Source organism: Nocardia rhizosphaerihabitans (assembly GCF_014646295.1).
GTDB classification, from domain to species: Bacteria; Actinomycetota; Actinomycetes; order Mycobacteriales; family Mycobacteriaceae; genus Nocardia; species Nocardia rhizosphaerihabitans.
On sequence record NZ_BMNE01000002.1, the window covers coordinates 683440 to 700973 of the forward strand.

The 17534-nt window shown below is 65.8% G+C and carries 15 protein-coding genes and 1 pseudogene; 3 read left to right on the forward strand and 13 right to left on the reverse strand.

Annotated elements, in window-relative coordinates:
• Positions 1-51 precede the first annotated feature (51 nt).
• Positions 52-1188, forward strand: a complete 1137-nt coding sequence (locus IEY60_RS09585; protein ID WP_189026213.1) for a Fic family protein — start codon at positions 52-54, stop codon at positions 1186-1188.
• A 321-nt stretch (positions 1189-1509) separates the two neighbouring features.
• On the opposite strand, the gene IEY60_RS09590 is transcribed toward IEY60_RS09585, so the two are convergent.
• The 8 genes and pseudogenes from IEY60_RS09590 to glpX form a co-directional block, all read right to left on the reverse strand.
• A complete protein-coding gene (locus IEY60_RS09590) occupies positions 1510-2103 on the reverse strand; it encodes a hypothetical protein (protein ID WP_189026215.1) in 594 nt (197 codons plus the stop codon).
• Between the two features lie 63 nt (positions 2104-2166).
• On the reverse strand, positions 2167-2763 hold the full coding sequence (locus IEY60_RS09595; RefSeq protein ID WP_308426093.1) for an IS5 family transposase: 597 nt from the start codon (positions 2761-2763) through the stop codon (positions 2167-2169).
• A 26-nt stretch (positions 2764-2789) separates the two neighbouring features.
• Positions 2790-2990 (reverse strand): annotated as a pseudogene (locus IEY60_RS35605) (transposase); the annotation flags it as partial.
• 416 nt (positions 2991-3406) lie between these two features.
• Entirely contained in the window at positions 3407-3667 is a 261-nt protein-coding gene (locus tag IEY60_RS09600; RefSeq protein ID WP_189026219.1) for a DUF7660 family protein, read from the reverse strand.
• Entirely contained in the window at positions 3655-9066 is a 5412-nt protein-coding gene (locus IEY60_RS09605; RefSeq protein WP_189026221.1) for a putative T7SS-secreted protein, read from the reverse strand. The genes IEY60_RS09600 and IEY60_RS09605 overlap by 13 nt, the downstream gene beginning before the upstream one ends.
• Positions 9067-9678, reverse strand: a complete 612-nt coding sequence (locus IEY60_RS09610) for a hypothetical protein (protein WP_189026224.1) — start codon at positions 9676-9678, stop codon at positions 9067-9069.
• A 3-nt stretch (positions 9679-9681) separates the two neighbouring features.
• A complete protein-coding gene (locus IEY60_RS09615) occupies positions 9682-10080 on the reverse strand; it encodes a hypothetical protein (protein WP_229739675.1) in 399 nt (132 codons plus the stop codon).
• A 102-nt stretch (positions 10081-10182) separates the two neighbouring features.
• Positions 10183-11226: a class II fructose-bisphosphatase gene (gene glpX, locus IEY60_RS09620; RefSeq protein ID WP_189026226.1), complete on the reverse strand. Its 1044-nt coding sequence runs from the start codon at positions 11224-11226 to the stop codon at positions 10183-10185.
• A gap of 126 nt (positions 11227-11352) precedes the next feature.
• On the opposite strand from glpX, the gene IEY60_RS09625 reads away from it, so the two are divergent.
• Positions 11353-11919: a DUF4245 domain-containing protein gene (locus IEY60_RS09625; protein ID WP_189026228.1), complete on the forward strand. Its 567-nt coding sequence runs from the start codon at positions 11353-11355 to the stop codon at positions 11917-11919.
• A 68-nt stretch (positions 11920-11987) separates the two neighbouring features.
• On the opposite strand, the gene IEY60_RS09630 is transcribed toward IEY60_RS09625, so the two are convergent.
• The 3 genes from IEY60_RS09630 to IEY60_RS09640 form a co-directional block, all read right to left on the reverse strand.
• Positions 11988-12242 (reverse strand): exodeoxyribonuclease VII small subunit, encoded by a 255-nt coding sequence (locus tag IEY60_RS09630; protein WP_189026230.1) that lies wholly within the window; start codon positions 12240-12242, stop codon positions 11988-11990.
• The gene (gene xseA, locus IEY60_RS09635; RefSeq protein ID WP_189026232.1) at positions 12239-13555 is read right to left on the reverse strand and encodes an exodeoxyribonuclease VII large subunit; all 1317 of its coding nucleotides are present in this window, start codon (positions 13553-13555) and stop codon (positions 12239-12241) included. The genes IEY60_RS09630 and xseA overlap by 4 nt, the downstream gene beginning before the upstream one ends.
• Before the next feature lie 84 nt (positions 13556-13639).
• On the reverse strand, positions 13640-14242 hold the full coding sequence (locus IEY60_RS09640; RefSeq protein ID WP_189026234.1) for a lipid droplet-associated protein: 603 nt from the start codon (positions 14240-14242) through the stop codon (positions 13640-13642).
• 114 nt (positions 14243-14356) lie between these two features.
• Between IEY60_RS09640 and IEY60_RS09645 the strand changes: the two genes are divergently transcribed.
• A complete protein-coding gene (locus tag IEY60_RS09645; protein ID WP_189026236.1) occupies positions 14357-15376 on the forward strand; it encodes a 4-hydroxy-3-methylbut-2-enyl diphosphate reductase in 1020 nt (339 codons plus the stop codon).
• Between the two features lie 56 nt (positions 15377-15432).
• On the opposite strand, the gene IEY60_RS09650 is transcribed toward IEY60_RS09645, so the two are convergent.
• Both IEY60_RS09650 and IEY60_RS09655 read right to left on the reverse strand, forming a co-directional pair.
• On the reverse strand, positions 15433-16254 hold the full coding sequence (locus IEY60_RS09650) for a DUF6542 domain-containing protein (RefSeq protein ID WP_189026238.1): 822 nt from the start codon (positions 16252-16254) through the stop codon (positions 15433-15435).
• A 51-nt stretch (positions 16255-16305) separates the two neighbouring features.
• The gene (locus tag IEY60_RS09655) at positions 16306-17454 is read right to left on the reverse strand and encodes a DNA recombination protein RmuC (RefSeq protein ID WP_189026240.1); all 1149 of its coding nucleotides are present in this window, start codon (positions 17452-17454) and stop codon (positions 16306-16308) included.
• Between the last annotated feature and the right edge of the window lie 80 nt (positions 17455-17534).

Here is a 17534-nt window from a genome sequence, read left to right on the forward strand (position 1 = left end):
GCGCGATGGCGATGCATTGACGTAATGATCACGTCAATGCATCATGGAGGGATGTTGTATCCGACACCGCAGCTGAACAGCCAGGACGAGACGGTCCTGGCTGAGGTCGACAGCATGCGGGAGCGGCTGCGGCACCAGGTGCAGAGCGTCCCGGCGAAGTGGGCCGGTGGCCTCCGGAAGTTCCTCACCGCTGACGCCGTGGCGGCGTCGAACTCGATCGAGGGATTCAAGGTCTCCACCGTGGATGTCGAGGACCTGATGGCCGGAGAGCAGGACGTCGATGTGTCCGACGAGGACCGCGAGGAGACCCTGGCCTACCAGCGGATGATGACCTACCTGCAGACGCTGCACGACGCCCCGGACTTCCGTTTCAGCAAAGGGCAGTTGAACGCGCTGCACTGGATCCTGCAGGGCCACCGCCACACATCCCGCAAGCCCGCCGGTCAATGGCGCTCCGGTCCGGTCTACGTAACCGACGCGCGAGACCCCAGTATCGCGGCCTATACAGCTCCCGACGCCGAACAATTACCCGCCCTCGCGGACGAACTGGTGGCCTGGCTGAACACTCCCGACGACACGCACGCACTCGTCCGAGCGGCAATGGCTCACCTCCACCTGGTATCGATTCACCCTTGGTGTGACGGCAACGGCCGAATGTCGCGGTCCTTGCAGACCCTGCTGATCGCGAGGGAAGGCGTACTGGCGCCGGAGTTCTCGTCGATCGAGGCATGGCTCGGACGCCCAGGAAACACCTGGGAGTACTACCAGGTGTTGGCCCGCCGCGGCGCGCACTACCGACCTGATCAGGATGTCTCCGAATGGATAAGCTTCAACCTGCTCGCCTATCACCAGCAGGCGCAGACAGTGCACGCGCGGTTCCAACGGTCCGGCAGAGTATGGGAACAATCGTCGGAGTTCGCGGCGCAGACCGGACTCGACGATCGGATCGTCTCCGCCCTGCATGATGTGGCGATGGCCGGGCGAGTTCGCAGGTCACGATACGGGGAAAGCGAAGGGCTGAGCGTGCAGCAGGCCCAACGTGATCTGAAGGTACTGGCGCAGCGAGATGTATTGCAGCCGGTCGGGCGAACGAGAGCGCGCTATTACATTGCGGGGGAGAGATTTCCGCAGAACGTATTGGAGACGGCCCGAACGCCGACCAGTCTGGTGGATCCCTATCGGCCGTAGCGGGCATGTGCCGGGGCGTCGGTGCTGCCGGCTGGGCACCTATCGAGGCTCAGTCCGATGATTCGCGGACGCTCTCGCGTGTCTCCATAGATGCGATCAGGTCTCGTCGCGTGCGTGGTTCCGTTCGCCGAACATTCTCATCCAATGAAGGATTTCTGATGTCTCAAGATCTGCGAGGAGGAAGGTGTACCATCCGCTATGATCAGCGATATAAATCATCAGCAGCGTTCGGTGACGTCCCACCATGTCCATGCGCGGTATGGTATGGCGGGGGTGTATCGTTTCGTGTGTTTCCAATTTTTATGGAATAAAAGCTCGCCACTATTGGTCCCCGTAGAATCTTCTGCCGATGCGGAGCCATCGATGCTCCAACTCTGACGCAACTCTGCCAGTTATGTGTTGATTGCTTTCGAAACCCACTGTCAGGGCCACGACCTCCCATCCGTCGAGAAGATCGGCATCCGTCAGAAGAACTCGAAGATATCGAATGTTGAACTCGAATGGGAGACGTGATCCGATGTCTATTACTTCGGCGAAGGTGCCGCCTCTGTTCAAGAGATCACTAACCGAAGTTCTTAAAGCTGCAATCAGTGCGATCCGTTTGTCGGGACTTATCTCGACAGCTGGAATGACGATGTAGCGACTACCCGTATAGGTTTGTATCGATACTGCTACGCGATCTCCGGCGTCATAATCCACATTGTCTAGGTAGGGAGGGTGAATTTCGACGATGGCGCCACTATCGAGTTCGAGAACGGCTTTCATGTCCGAAACGGACACGATCGTGCCATCGACAACGGTGCCGTCAGGAATAGAATCTTTTGAATCGCTTGCCATCGACCCTTCCCTTTCCATAGTGTGTTGAAAATTGGCGTTCTGTCGCTGCGCGATTATTTCGAGTTCGCCCAGAACCACTCGGTTAGCTTAAAGTGCTCAATCCCTCTGTGATGTTTGCACCTCCAGCGCTAAGATCGTGTCTCATGTCGCGAGTCGGGCCTTGGCCAGCTTCTTGAAACAGGTGAATGCAGCGGCGAGGGTCAGGAACCCGAGGAAGTGTTCGGCTTTGCGGTCGTAGCGCAGGTTGAGCCGGTGGTAACCGGTCAGCCAGGAGAATGTGCGTTCCACGACCCACTGGTGCCGCCCGAGGCGGTCGCTACGCTCGACACCCTTGCGGGCGATACGGACTCCGATACCCCGGTCAGCGACCCAGCGGCGCAGCTCAACGATGTCGTAGGCCTTGTCCGCGTGCAGTTTCGCGGGCTTGCGCCGGTGCGGTCCTCGCCGCGACCGCACCGCCAGGACCGCCCGAACGAGTGGGCGTAGGGCTTCGGCATCGTTGGTGTTGGCTGCTGAAACAGCTACGGCCAGGCGGATTCCCGCACGGTCGGTGAGGATGTGGAGCTTGGAACCGGGTTTGCCACGGTCGACCGGACTCCGCCCGGTCTTCGGACCCCTTTTATCGCGCGTACCGACGCCCCGTCGATCACCGCGCGTGACCAGTCGATCAAACCCGACCCACCGAGTTCGTCCAAGACAGCGCGATGCAGCCGCCGCCATACCCCGGCCCGGGTCCATGCTGTGAACCGGCGATGCGCGGTCGGCACACTGACACCGAACGACGGCGGCAACAAACGCCACGCGCAACCGCTGGTCAGCACGAACACCACCGCGGTGAACACCGCTCGCTGATCGGTCGGCGCGGTACCACCGCCCTGGCTACGTGCCGGGAACACCGGCAGTAGCGGCTCGACGATCACCCACAACTCATCCGGCACCAACCGCCGCGACAGCTCGTCCACCACAACCGAACATCATGCCCCACAACCGATCACGACGTGAGAAATGGTCTTAACATCAATTCCGTGAAGATGATCGACTAGCTGCCTCAGCTGCTCCCTTTCGCGGTGAAGAAGGAGTTTCTTCTGCAGCTGTTCGCTGGCCATCTTTCCTATCTGGGGTGGTAGACGTGAGTTTGTCTCCGACCTACCGGTAGCGCTTGCCCATCATGCTGGCATTGTGGCCACCGCCCTTCGGCTTGCAGGCATGGAGGTGCGGATTGATGCTTGATGTCACTGGTCTGCTGCGCAACTACGCGAGTGCCGGGGGCGTCTCGCGCTGATAGTATCTGCCGCGGCTTCCTGGATTCTCATCGAAGACATAGTTGCTGACGCGATGACGTTGAGCTTGAAATCTGTGGCCCAAAGAGGCTTGTTTCTCCCTACTCGTACATTACGCCTGCGTAGATAAGGAGTGCGACGAATTTCCAATCCGATGGTCTGCCGGGAATTCCCATACGCTGTAGGTTATCCTCGCTATCGAGGTCGAGGTCATCTAGCCAGGCGCCCGAGCCTTCGAGAAAGGACTCCAGGGTGCCGTTTTCGACCTGCTCAGGATTAGTCTTCAGTAGCGAAGTTAACTGCTGGATGAACTCGACCAAGTCCGCACGGCTGGTGACGGTATCGTAGTTTAATTCGGCCATATCATCCCACCTTCTCCTCGAATTCTGATGCTCTGCCCGTCTGTCTTGCTTGTCATTTTAAATGCATCCCTGGCTACTTGAGCCGGGGTTGCGGCGGTAATCGGTACATCGACTCCAGCCATTTGAAACGCCGCCAACCTTCTGTTGTCAAGCGAATAGAGGTTTCCATCTCGTTCGAAAACTCTGATTGGTGGTATGTCGGAGGGTATCACCTGCCCGGTTCTAAGGGACTCTGATAGATCAAATACTGAACTTCCATCGCGGAAATTTTGGCTAATCGAATCCTGGGTGAATCTGATCTCGCGAGGATTCGCGTAGTCTGGGATCAGTCCGAGTGGATCGATCCAATATGTAGGGTTGTGGGGGTAGGCGAATGGGTTTGATGCTGCGGTTAGGCCGAGCGGATCGGAGGTGAGGAAGCGGGCCGTATTGGGATCATACGTTCTGTAGTCGTTGTGGTGGAGACTGGTTTCGTGGTCGTGGTATTGACCCGGGTATCGGATGGGGATCGTTGTGCCAGACCAGGTGGTGTATCCCCAATGGTTCTGCGATGCGGCTCCATCTTCTTCTGCGGTAACCGGATTGATGAGGGTGGTGGGTATCCCTGAAACGCTTCCAAGAACAACGGAATTTACTGTATCGGTGTGTGTTTGGAGCGATTGGGTGAGAGGGGTATTCGTGCCCGGCCTGTAGTGCCAGCGGGAGGTTACGGAGGTGGCGGTGTCATACTGCTCAGCGAGTTCGCGCGTGTCGTATGTGAACTCAATGCTTTGGCGGATTTCGTCGGTGTTTCCGTCGCGAAGCTGCTTGGCGGTTCGGCGGCCGTGAGCGTCGTACGAATATTGCCACCATTCCTGGTTTGGTGAATAGACATCCGTCAACTGGTCGAAGGCGTTGTAGCGGTAGTGCCAGACGGCGGATTTGCGGGAGAGTCGGGTGGTGACTTTGCGGATGAGGCGGCCAGCGGGGTCGTAGTAGTAGTGGTTACGGCCTTCTCTCACGAGGAGGTTGTTGTGGTATTCGCGGCCCTCCATCTGGCGATGTGCGGGCGGTGCGGCGGGGGCGGGGTCGACAGCGGCGGGGATGCTAGCGGTGATGTTGGAGAGGGCGTCGTACTCGTAGGCTTCGGATATGTGGTTGTTGCGGGTGATGGTGTTGACGCGGCCGATGGGGTCGAGGGTGTAGGTGGCCCGGGTGGTGGCGGTGTCGGGGCGGGTGGTGGTGGTGTGGTGGTGGGTGAGGTAGCCGTCGGGGCGGTAGATGTAGTCGTCGCGGCGGATGGTGAAAGGGTCCGGGCGGTTCGTAGTTGGTGAGCCGAAGTCGCCTAGATCGAGGGTGAATTCTCGTGCCGGGAAGCCGGTGACGTGTTGGGAGGCGATGTTGCCGGTCGGGGTGAACGTGCGGTCGACCTGGACTTCTCCGATGCGCCAGCCTGTGAGGCGGCCTGCCGAGTCGTGGTTGAAGGTGATGTCAGTGTCATCGGCGGTCATGGCGGTGACATGGCCGAGGGCGTTGTGCCGCCAGGTTGTAGTACCGCCGGTGGGGGTGGTGCGGCGGATTCGGCGGTTGCGGTGGTCGTATTCGTTGACCATCGGCGGCTGGTCGTCGAGCTTTTGGGTCGCGACCTGGCCGGTGGGGGTATAGGTGAATTCGAGGGTGTGGGTGCGGGTTTCGCCGGTGCCGTTGATGGCAGTGAGGATTCGGCCCAAGGGGTCGTGGGTGTAGGCGAGGTATTCGCCGGTGTCGGCGGTGATCGAGGTGAGGTTGCCGAGGAGGTCGTAGCGGTGGTGGCGAGTGACGCCGGTCGCGGGGGTTACGGTGGCGATTCGACCGGTGGCGGTGTGGGTGTAGGTGGTGGTCGCGCCCGTGTAGTCGGTTTCGGATTGCAGGCGACCCGCGAGGTCGTATTCGTAGGTCCAGCGCTGGCCGAGGGGATTGATGACAGCGGTGAGGGCTCGTTCGGTGTTGTAGAGGTAGCGGTGTACCGAGCCGTCGGGGTCGGTGCGCGTGGAGATCTTGTCGAAGCCGCCGTAGGTGTACGACGTGACATGGCCTGCGCGGTTGGTATGGGTGAGGAGGTTGTTTTCTCCGTCGTAGGACCAGGCTTCCGAGTGGCCGTCGGGGTCGATGCGGCGGGCGGGCCGGCCTTCGGGCGTCCATTCGTAACGGGTGACGGCACCGAGTTGGTCGGTGACCTGGATGGGGCGGCCGAAGAGATCGCGCTGGATTTCGGTGGTCGCGCCATACGGGTCGGTGACCTTGATCGGCAGACCCGCCGAGTCGGCTTCGATGTAGGTGCGGGCGCCGTCGGGATCGCGGATTTCGGCGACGGCACCGCATTGGTGGTGGTGGTACTCGGTTCGTGCGCCCGCGGGGTCGGTGACGGCGACGAGGTTGCCTGCCTTGTCCCACTCGCGGTGCTGGGTAGTGCCGTCGGCGTTGGTGATTGTCGACGGACGGTTGGGATATGCGTAGTCGATAGTGATCTGGCGGCCGTCGGGGCGGGTGATGGCGGCGACATCACCGTCGGAGGTGTAGATGTAAGTTGTTGTCGCGCCGTCCGGTTCGGTCACCGTGAGGGGTTTGCGGGCGGCGTTGTAGTCGATGTGGCGGTGGCCGCCATCGGGGGCGCGGAGATCGCGCAGGCGTAGGTCGCTGTCGAATCCGTAGCCGGTGACACCGCCGCGGGAGTCGGTCATACGTGTCAGCCGGCCGGTGCCGTTGCCGAATTCGAGATATTCGTATTCGGCGTCGAAGACGCCATCGGCGCCGCGCTGGGAGACAACCCTGCCGGATTCGTCATAGGTGTTGGTCACCCAGCTGCCGTTGGAGTCCGTCCACGACAGCATGCGGTGTTGGTCGTCGTAGGCGAAGCGGGTGACTCCACCGACACCGTTGGTCACGGAGGTCAGTTCGCCGTTGTCGTATCCGAATTCGCGTACCAGGGTGGAGGTTTCGGTGCCGTCGACCTCGCCGGCGACTGAGATCGCAGTGATCCTGCCGTCGGCGGAGTCCAGGACGACGCGGTAGCCGCCGGAGTGGGTGACCTCGGTCGGGTCGCCGTTGCTGTTGTAGTGGAATCTGATTCGGTTGTGGTGGCGGTCGGTGATCGCGGAGATCGCGAGGTTTCCCAGGAGTGTGTCTAGGCCGCCCAGAGCAGATTCGGGGGCAAAGTGCCACACCAATTCCCGGTCCGGGTCCCACAACCGATAGCCGCCGGTGTCGGTGCGGGTCAGCTTCCAGCGTTGGCCACCGGTGATCGGTTCCACCCCGACGCCTACCTCGGCGTGGGGGTAGGGCAGGAGCATGCCGTCTTCGAACACGACGGTGACACACTCGTCTTCGACGACAACGCGCATGTCGAGGGTGGCCGACCAGGATGAGCCGAACCAGCGGCCGTACCGATAGTTGGAGTGGTGGGCTCGTTTCAACGCGAGGCGCAGGATGCCGGGTAGATCGAGATCGGTGAGGGGGAGCAGGAACTCGCCGGTCGCGATATTGACCGGGTCTCCTCCCTCGGTGGTCTGATCGCGGGTGGAGTCGGTTTCGGGTGGATTGCGTTGCCCGGTATCGCCGACACTGGGTTCGCCGTTTCCACCGTTGTCGTTGTTGGCGCGGAGTTCGGGCTTGGTGTTGTCGGGTTGATCGGGCGTGTTGCCGTTGTCCGGACTGAGACCGCCTGGCTGGGTGCCGTCGTTGCTGTCACCTGGGTTGGCGTCGCCCTCGTCAGGGCGGGAAGCCGGACTGCCAGGATCGGCGGCACCTGGAGAGTTGTCACCGTCATTGTTGGTCGGCGGGTTGTCGGTGTCGGGCGTGGCGGCGGGGGAATCGCCCTCCGGTGATGTCGCCGCCGGGTTCGGCCCTGCCCCGTCGGGTTCCGGCGTCGGTCGAACCGGTGGTGAATCGTCGGCACCGTTCGTCGTGTCCGGTGAACCATCGTGGGGCGAGGATGAATCCGGATCCGGGGTACGCGGAGCGTCAGGCGTGTCGGGAGTCGACGGGGCATCGGGGTTTGCGGCCGGGGAATCCGGGCTGGTCCCAGCAGGATTCGTCGCCGGGGCATCACCCGTTTGCGCAGCAGGGTTCGGGGCGCTCTCCGGAGTGGGAGCTGCTGGGTTGGTGCCTGGGCTTTCCGGTGTGGGTGCAGGTGCATCACCGGTCTGGCCTGCGGGATTTGTCGCGGGGGAGGCCGGGTTGTCCGGCGTGGTGGTTTTGGGTGTGTCGGGGACGTTTCTCCCGGCAGTCCCGGCCGCGTCGTCGACGACATTGCGGCCCGCATTGCCGAGGCGGGCGGCATCGGAGGCTTTGTCGACAACAGTCGCACCCGCCTTGGCCGCACCACCCGCACCACCGGTCGCCACGGTCAACAACGCGTCGCCGGTGAGCGCGCCCAACGCTTCGGACGGGTTCGTTTTGAACCCCGCCAGCATCGCCGCCCCGGTCGCTTTCGGGTCGGCCGCGGCCAACACCATGCCGGTGCCCAGATCCGACATGCTCGACATGTACTCGGCCGGGTGGGTGATGTTGTAGGCGTCGATCGGAGAGATCGAGCGCACGAACTGCACCATCCCGGTCAGCGAGGTCAACAACCCGGTACTGAAGTTCAGCCGCGCCTGGTCGATTGCCGCGCCCAGGTCTTCGAAATTGCTGCCCCATCGCGATAGAAACGGTGGTTCGGTCGGCGCGGTCGCGGTCGCCGCGCTGATCGCGGCCACCGCGGCATCGGCGGCATTGTCGCGTTGCGTGCGGGCGCCGGTCAGGATCGCTTTCGCGGCGTTGCGGATGTCGGTCCAGGTGTCGGTGAGGTTCTTGCCCTTGCGCTGATCGTCGGTCAGCGCGTTCCACTCGTTCTTGCGGTCGCGTTCTTCGCGATCGGCGGCTTCCCATTTCGCGATCGCGTCGGCGGCCTTGGCCTGGGCGGCGGTGACCTCGTGTGACCAGGCGTCCAGTGCGGTCTTGGCCTTGCCCATCGCATCCGCGCCGTCCCACCACAGTTTCGGCTGCTTGGCGAACTCCTCGTCGAATGCTGTCGCGGCTTCACCGGTCCAGTCGGCGGTGTCGATCTTGCGCAGCGCGTCACCGGTTTGATCGATCGCGGTGCCGATCTTGCCCAGGTGTCCGACGACCTCGTTGATCTTGCCGACATCGCCCCGGATCAATTCCTTGGGATCGCTGGTCTGCCCGAGTTCTTTCTCCGGCACCGCACCGCCGGTCGCGTCGACGACCTTGTCGCCCAGATCATCCAGCCATTCCGACAAGCCGTCGGCGCCAACAGCTTTCGCAACCTTCGACTCGGCATCGAGGACCGTGTTGTAAGCCTGCCCGACCTTTTCGGTGGCGGTCTCGAGCCCGTCTTCGATCTTGTCGCCGACGCTGTTGAGGAAATCCCCGATTCCCATCTACGGTTTTTCCCCCGTCTTGGCCGCAGGCTGCTGTGATTGCTGGATCTCGGCGAGGTGGGCGGCGACGCCGGTATCGAGGCTGTAAGCCTTGTCGGGGTTGTCGAGCAGGTACTGACCTGCCTCCCCCAACGTGGACACGTTGTCTCCTATATGGGAGAACGCCTCGGAGAACGACGAACCGCTGTAGTCGGGCTGCGCGGCCAGATTCCAGGTGTTGTTCGACAGCACCTGACCCCAGTCCATCTCCTCGATGTCGGCCTTGCTCATGTGCGGGTTGCCGGCCAAGTGGGTGAACATCTGCTTGAACGAGTTCGAAATCTGCTCGTCCATGAGGTAGTAGCGGCCCGCGGACAGGTCCAGGATCTTGGCGATCTCGTTCCCGGACTGGACCAGCGCCCGCACGCCCCACGACCACCGCTCGGCGAACTCCTCGAACGTCGACTGGACGTTCGCCTTGCCCGCCTCCATCGCCGACAACGTCAGCTGCGCGAAGCCGCGCCCGACCGCACCGGTTTCCCCGATACCCAGCTCGGACAGTTCACTGATGATCCCGGTGATGCCGGTCGCGGCTTGAGTCAGCAACGCGGGATCGACATTGATATCCGACATCGGTTACTCCCGGACTCTGCCGGCGGAATCGTCGGGTACGTCCGGTGGGAAGGTCATCGGGCGGGCGCCGAGCATGTCGACCGCCACGCCCGTCGGATCTGTCTGCGCCGCCGCGAACTCGCGGAGACGACGGCCCAAAAAGGTGTGGAAGCGGTACTCCTGGTCGGCGACAACGCCCCTCGTGGTCATGAACCGCGCGTACTCGGCGACACCGGTGAACGCACATAGCCAGGCGATACCGCCGGACTCCAACGTGAAGACCCGGTCTTCCGGGCCGGTCAACGGCACCAGCAGCGCCGAGGACTCGAACGCCGCCGTCAGCTCGCCCGGCGCACCGAACCCGGCGTAGAACGCCGCGATCTCCGACCGCAATCGCCCGGAGTCCACATCAACGACACCCACGTCTTTACCCCCCGTCCCCTCGAACCCTGCCAGCCACCGTAGTGAACCGTGCTGGGGTCGATCAAGGATCGGGCCGCGCACCGGGGTGCGCGGCCCGTCACATCACGGCAGTGGCGGGTTGGCGCTGTCGTCGCCGTCGAAGTCGACGGAGGAGTATTCGCGGAGTTTGGTGAGGCGGTGGTAGGCGTCGATCATGCGGACGGTGCCGGACTTGGAGCGCATGACGATCGACTGGGTGGAGGCGCCGCCGCCGAAGTAGCGGACGCCGCGCAGCAGGTCGCCGTCGGTGACGCCGGTAGCACAGAAGAAGACGTTCTCGCCGGCGACCAGGTCGGTGGTGGACAGGACGCGGTCCAGGTCGTGGCCCGCGTCGATGGCCTTCTGGCGCTCTTCGTCGTCCTTGGGGGCGAGCATGCCCTGCAGTTCGCCACCGAGGCAGCGCAGCGCGGCGGCGGCGATGATGCCCTCGGGGGTGCCGCCGATGCCGACGAGGATGTCGACGCCGGACTCGGGGCGCGCGGCGGCGATGGCGCCCGCGACGTCACCGTCGGAGATCAGGCGGATGCGGGCGCCCGCGTCGCGGGTCTGCTGGATGATCTCGGCGTGGCGGGGGCGGTCCAGGATGCAGACGGTGAGGTCGGAGACCGAGGACTTCTTCGCCTTGGCGACGCGGCGGATGTTCTCGCCGATCGGAGCGGTGATGTCGATCGAGCCCGCGGCGTCGGGGCCGACGGCGATCTTGTGCATGTAGAACACGGCCGACGGATCGAACATGGCGCCGCGCTCGGCGACCGCGAGCACCGAGATGGCGCCGGGGGAACCCTTCGACATCAGGGTGGTGCCGTCGATCGGGTCGACGGCGAAGTCGACGTCGGGTCCGGTGCCGTCACCGACCGCCTCGCCGTTGTACAGCATCGGCGCTTCGTCCTTCTCGCCTTCGCCGATGACGACGACGCCCTTCATGGAGACGGAGCTGACCAGCTGGCGCATGGCGTCGACGGCCGCGCCGTCGCCGCCTTCCTTGTCTCCGCGGCCGACCCAGCGGCCCGCTGCCATCGCGCCTGCCTCGGTGACGCGTACCAACTCGAGTGCGAGGTTGCGGTCGGGTGCCTCGCGGCGGCTGGGGGCGGGCGATGATGCCGTCATTGCGGAGTGCCTCCTTGGCGTTGGTGTACGGGGGCAATTGTCGCATTCAGATCTGGCACGCTCGTGCACCACCTCCTCGGACGCCCGCTGACAGCCCTGGTCGGCGTCGAGTGGATACTGGTAGCCGTGGCCCAGCAGAAGCACCGGATCTTCAACGACTATCGCGACCTTTTCTGGTCGCTGATCCCGTTGGTGCTGATCGCGATCGTGCTCGCGGGCGCCGCGAGCCAGTGCACGGTGGCCACGAACGGCCCGACGCAAGGTCAGGTGCCGCATTTCGACGCCGACTCGGCGCTGCGCGCCGACGCCAAGTCGCTGCCGTTCCCGATCCGCAAGCCGGAGCTCCCGCAGGACTGGGTGTCGAACTCGGGCAGCCGCGAGACCATCGTCGCGGCGGGGGGCGGCCCCATGAGCACCGTCGGCTACCTGACCCCGCAGGGCACCTACATGCGGTTCTCGCAGAGCTCGGCGTCCGAGGAAGCGCTGGCCAGGCACGTGCTCGGCTCGCGCTACGCCACCGGAACGCAGGACGTGGCCGGGCAGAAATGGGTCGTCTTCACCGAGCCGACCGAGGAGTCGGCCTGGATCGCCGACCTGGGCGGTGTCCGGGTGCTGATCACCGGCGCCGGCAACGAGGCCGCGTTCACCACGCTGGCGAAGGCGGTCACCACCGCGCAGCCGCTGTCGAAGTGAGCTCCGCACGCTGAATACCGGTTGTCGAGCCCGCAGAACTGCCGAGTTCCACCGGTAGGTCGGCGGACCTATTCGCCGGTGTCGTCGGCGTGCGACGCGATGGCATCCTCCACGCGCTTGCGCGCACCGGCCAGGTGCTGCTCGCAGCGGGTGGCCAATGCCTCGCCGCGCTCCCAGAGGGCGAGCGAGTCGTCGAGGTCGAGGCCGCCCTGCTCGAGCATCTTGACCACGTTGACCAGTTCGTCGCGGGCGCGTTCGTAGCCGAAGGCGGCGATCTCGGCGAGGGTGTCGGCGGGCTCGGTTCCGGCGTCGGGCACGGTCATTTCCTCTTGTCGTCGGTGGCGGGTGTCAGGCGCTGGGTGCCGAGCGCGGCGGCGGTGACGGCGCCGTCGGCGACGCGGATGCGGAGCTGGCTGCCCGCTGGGGCGTCCTCGATCGCGCGAACCACATGACGTTCCGGTCCGGCGACGCGTTGCACGACAGCGTAGCCACGGGCCAGCGTCGCGGCGGGACCGACAGCGGTGAGCTTTTCGCGCAGGTGCACGGCCGCGGTGGATTCGGTGCGCAGCGTCTGCTCGACCGTGCGGCGCGCCGCCAGGCGCAGCCGCTCCACCTCGTCGTGGCGGTGCCGCAGTTCGCGCAGCGGATCGGCGAGGACGGGGCGCGAGCGCAACTGGGCGATGATGTGGGTCTCGCGCTGCACCCAGCCGCGCAGCGCGGCGGCCGAGCGGGCCCGCATCTCGCGCACACCCGCGAGTTCGGCGGCGGCGTCGGGGACGATGCGTTTGGCGGCGTCGGTGGGCGTCGCGGCGCGCACGTCGGCGACGAGATCGCTGAGCGGGGCATCGGGTTCGTGGCCGATCGCGCTGACGATGGGGGTGGTCGCGGCGGCGATGGCCCGGCACAGCGCCTCGTCGGAGAACGGCAGCAGGTCTTCGGTACTGCCGCCGCCGCGGGCGAGCACGATCACGTCGACGGCGGGGTCGCGATCCAGCGCGGCCAGCGCGTCCAGCATCTGCGGCACCGCTGTCGGCCCCTGCACCGCGGTGTTCTTCACGACGAAACGGACTGCGGGCCAACGGTTCTGGGCGACGGTCAACACATCGCGTTCGGCCGCGCTGGCTCGTCCGGTGATCAGCCCGACGGTGCCGGGCAGGAACGGCAGCGGCCGCTTGAGTCGCGGATCGAACAGCCCTTCGGCCGCCAGCAGCGACTTCAATCGCTCGATCCGCGCGAGCAGCTCGCCGATGCCGACCGGCCGGATCTCGGTGACCCGCAGCGACAGCGTGCCGCGCCCGGTGAAGAACTGCAGCTTGCCGTAGACGACGACGCGGCTGCCCTCGGTCAACGGGACGGGACTGCGCCGCAACAAGTCCGGATCGCACGTCACCGACAGCGACATGTCCGCCGAGGTATCGCGCAGCACCAGGAACGCGGTGCGCGTGCCGGGGCGCAGATTGATCTGGGTGACCTGCCCCTCCACCCACACACTGCCGAGCCGGTCGATCCACTGCGCGACCTTCACCGCGACCGAACGCACCGGCCACGGCTGCTCCGCCGAACTGCCCGGTGCGCCTGCCTGCGCGGCTGTGCCGGAGGCCGCCGGGGCGGTGGTGCCGGAGCCGTCCTCAGTCATAGGTCAGGTATACGCGGCGCTACCGACACAAACAAAAGCGACCGCAATCAGCGCGGATTGCGGTCGCTTCGAGACGGAACAGGCTTACTGCGCCTGGACGGTGGCGATGCGGTTGGTCAGCATGGTGACGAAGGGGGCGCGGGCGCGGGTCTGCTGCTCGAAGGCCAGCAGCTGGGCCAGCTCCTCGACGGTCAGCATGCGCAGCCGGGCGCGCAGCTGGGCCAGCGTCATCGCCGGGTAGTCGTAGCGGACGGCGACCTCGGGGGCCTGCACCTCCTCGGGCTCCGGCTCGGCGGCGGGCTCCTCGGCCTCGGCCTCGGTCTCGAGCAGCAGCAGCGACGCGGGCGTGGCCTTGCCGTTGGCCTGCTCGGCCGGGTGCTCTTCGGTGTACAGATCGAAACGGCTGGCGTGGCCGTTGGTGGCGACCGCGGGCTCGGGCGCGATGTCCTCGTCGAAGGTGGCCCACTCCGGCTGTTCCTGCGGAGTCGAACCTAGACGTTCGAACACGAGGTCACCCTTGAGCGCGAGGCTGGTGACGAACTGCTGCACATGCATGGTCGTCTGCAGCACGCGACTCAGCGCGGTGATCGGGAAATTGACCGCGGCGACGGGTAACCGCCGGGTCTCTTCTAAGGCGTACACGGCGGCGCCGGCGGCGACCCGGGCCACGAACGGAGGACGGAACATGGTCCCAGCCTGCCGCAAACCGCCTGTGATGCAAAGGTCCAGGCTGCCCAGATGTGACTTTCGCCCCTTGATCCGCCCTGATCCCGCCCGCGCGACGCACGTAAGCTGTGGATCATGACCTCGGCAATTCCCTTGAACGTCGGTATCACGCGCTCCGCGGGCGCGTCCGCTGCCGGTGGCAAGCGCGTGCTGCTGGCCGAGCCGCGCGGCTACTGCGCAGGCGTCGACCGCGCCGTCGAGACCGTGGAGAAGGCGCTGGAGAAGCACGGCGCCCCGATCTACGTCCGTAAGGAGATCGTGCACAACCGGCACGTGGTGGAGACGCTACGTGAGCGCGGCGTCATCTTCGTCGACGAGACCGACGAGGTGCCGGAGGGCGCGCTGGTCGTGTTCTCCGCCCACGGCGTCGCGCCGATCGTGCACGAGACCGCCGCCGAGCGGAACCTGCGCACCATCGACGCGACCTGTCCGCTGGTCACCAAGGTGCACCAGGAAGCCAAGCGCTTCGCCCGCGACGACTACGACATCCTGCTGATCGGCCACGAAGGCCATGAGGAAGTCGAGGGCACCGCCGGTGAGGCGCCCGAGCACGTGCAGCTGGTCGACGGCCCCGATTCGGTGGACAAGGTCTCCGTGCGCGATCCGTCGAAGGTGATCTGGCTGTCGCAGACCACGCTGTCGGTCGACGAGACCATGGAGACGGTCCAGCGGCTGCGCGAACGGTTCCCCACGCTGCAGGACCCGCCCAGCGACGACATCTGCTACGCCACCTCCAACCGCCAGACCGCGGTCAAGGCGATGGCACCCGAATGCGATCTGGTGATCGTGGTCGGCTCGCGCAACTCCTCCAACTCGGTGCGCCTGGTCGAGGTCGCCCTCGGTGCGGGCGCACGTGCCGCGTACCTGGTCGACTACGCCCGCGAAGTCGACCTCGCCTGGCTCGACGGCGTGCAGACCATCGGCATCACCTCGGGCGCGTCGGTGCCGGAGATCCTGGTGACCGGTGTGCTCGATCTGCTCGCCGAGCACGGCTTCGGCGAGGTGCAGCCGGTGACGACGGCCAACGAGACGCTGGTGTTCTCGCTGCCGCGTGAGCTGCGCGCCGCGCGTCGCGATGCCGCGCCGCAGGACTGACAGAGGCCCAGAAAGAAAGAATCCCCGTCGCGAGATCGCGGCGGGGATTCTTCGTTTCACACGTTGTCGGGTCGGCGCCGTTCGGTGCGGCCGGTGTCGGCGCGGTCGCGATAGCGCACGGTCGGCTGTGGGTGCGGCTGCGGGTCGGCCCTTCGGCGCGGCGTGCGCGCAGGCTCGGCCTCCCGCGGTGCGGCGCCACGGCCCGTTCGCGGTGTCCTTGCGGCGGCGGGGGCGCGCTTGGGTTCGGTCGCGCGCGGGGCGCGGCGGGCCGGGCTGGCCATGTCGACTTCGGTGACCGGCTCGTCCAGGACGGCGGTGGCGCGGCGGGTGCGCCTGCCGCGGGTGGCCTCGTCGAGCGTCTCAGGCCTGCGTCGGCTGGCCGGCTTGGATTCGGTTTTGCGTTCGGTCCGGCGTTCGGCGGCGGGCCGCGCGGTGCCGGGGGCGCGCTTGGCGATCGCGATCCTGGCGCCGCCGATCGCCAGCACGAGCACGGTGGCCAGCATCATCGTCGGGAAGCGCTCCACCAGCGGGATGATGAGGTTCATCAGCACGTCTTTGATGGAGGTGGTGGCGCGCCCACCCAGCATCTGGCAGGCCAGCGGCACCGCGACGAACAGCAGCAGCGGCGGCATCACCATGGTGGAGAACAGGCCGCGGAACCGCACGGCGCAGACGGCGAGCACGCAGCCGAGCACATACAGCGCCGAGAACGTGCCGGTCGGGTAGGTCTCGCCCCCGAGCCCATCGATCAGGAACCCGAACATCGTCATGCCCGCGGCAAGCAGAATCGCGGCCCAGGCGGGGATGCCGGGCACCGAGGGCATGATCGAACGTTGCGGCGCGGGCACCCGGGGTCGCGCACGTTGGGAAGCAGCCACCCTATGACACTAACCGCACAACGCGCCGTCAGGCGCTGCGGCACGGGGATCTCAGACGCGATCCTCGGCGTCGGCGAAGGCCACGACCCGCGGTCTGGTCTCGGTCAGCCGGATTGCCGGGAGCTCCTGATCGGCGATCCCGAGATCGTGCATCCGGCGTGCCGTGACCATCACCCGCGACTCCACGGAACCGACGGTCGCGTTGAAAGCCGCTACTGCCTTACCGAGATTCACGCCCAGATTGTCCAGATGTTCGGCCACCTTGCCGACCCGCGTGTAGAGCTCCTTGCCCAATTGCTGCACCGTTGCCATATCGCGCGACAGCGCTTCCTGCCGCCAGCTGAACGCGACCGTGCGCAGCAGCGCGATCAGCGTAGTGGGGGTTGCCAGGATCACGTTCCGGCCGAACGCGTACTCCAGGAGCCCCGCATCGGTGGTGAGGGCGGCGTCGAGGAACGGGTCGCCTGGCACGAACAGGACGACGAACTCGGGTGCCGGATCGAAGGCCGTCCAGTACGCCTTGTCGGCCAACTGGTCGACGTGGGCGCGCAGATGCTTGGCGTGGCGGGCCAGCAGTTGGTCGCGTGTGGTGGGGTCGTCGGTGGTCGCGGCGTCGAGATAGGCGGTGAACGGCACCTTCGCGTCGACGACGATGTGCCTGCCGCCGGCCAGCCGCACCACCAGGTCGGGCCGCACTCCGGCGCGATCGTCGCCGCCGGCGCGGTGGACCTGGGTGTCGAAATCACAATGCCTGGTCATGCCCGCCAGCTCGACGACCCGCTCCAGCTGGATCTCGCCCCAGCGGCCGCGGACCTGCGGCGCGCGCAGCGCCGCGACCAGCTGACCGGTCTGATCGGAGAGCCGATGCGAGGTGCGCTGCATCCCCGCGACCTGCTCCCGTAATCCCGAATACGCGTCGATCCGGTGATGCTCGACCTGGCGGATCTGCCGCTCCAACGCGCCGACCGCATCACGCAGCGGATCGACCATCGCCCCGATCGCGGCCGAATGCCTGCGCGCCGCATCCTCGTTCGCCGCGTGCAGCGATTGCTGCAGCAACCGTTGATTGTCCCCGGCGGCGGCGAGCCGGGCTTCCGCCGCGGCGGCGCGTTGCCCGCCCCGGGCGGAATGCCCCAACCAGCCGAGACCGAACCCGGCAGCGAATACCAAGACGAGCGCGACGAGCATCGAGGCGGTCATAGCGGCGATAGTGCCCGAGCCCACCGACAAACTCGCAATCGCCGAGCAACCCGGCGTGGTGACTCGCCGGGCGCCGCGCC

Coding starts and splice junctions, on each gene's coding strand:
- IEY60_RS09630 (WP_189026230.1), bottom strand. CDS start 12,242: ATGACCGTGCCCGACGCCGGAACCGAGCCCGCCGACACCCTCGCCGAG.
- IEY60_RS09605 (WP_189026221.1), bottom strand. CDS start 9,066: ATGGGAATCGGGGATTTCCTCAACAGCGTCGGCGACAAGATCGAAGAC.
- glpX (WP_189026226.1), bottom strand. CDS start 11,226: ATGACGGCATCATCGCCCGCCCCCAGCCGCCGCGAGGCACCCGACCGC.
- xseA (WP_189026232.1), bottom strand. CDS start 13,555: ATGACTGAGGACGGCTCCGGCACCACCGCCCCGGCGGCCTCCGGCACA.
- IEY60_RS09610 (WP_189026224.1), bottom strand. CDS start 9,678: ATGTCGGATATCAATGTCGATCCCGCGTTGCTGACTCAAGCCGCGACC.
- IEY60_RS09595 (WP_308426093.1), bottom strand. CDS start 2,763: ATGGACCCGGGCCGGGGTATGGCGGCGGCTGCATCGCGCTGTCTTGGA.
- IEY60_RS09655 (WP_189026240.1), bottom strand. CDS start 17,454: ATGACCGCCTCGATGCTCGTCGCGCTCGTCTTGGTATTCGCTGCCGGG.
- IEY60_RS09640 (WP_189026234.1), bottom strand. CDS start 14,242: ATGTTCCGTCCTCCGTTCGTGGCCCGGGTCGCCGCCGGCGCCGCCGTG.
- IEY60_RS09645 (WP_189026236.1), top strand. CDS start 14,357: ATGACCTCGGCAATTCCCTTGAACGTCGGTATCACGCGCTCCGCGGGC.
- IEY60_RS09585 (WP_189026213.1), top strand. CDS start 52: ATGTTGTATCCGACACCGCAGCTGAACAGCCAGGACGAGACGGTCCTG.
- IEY60_RS09600 (WP_189026219.1), bottom strand. CDS start 3,667: ATGGCCGAATTAAACTACGATACCGTCACCAGCCGTGCGGACTTGGTC.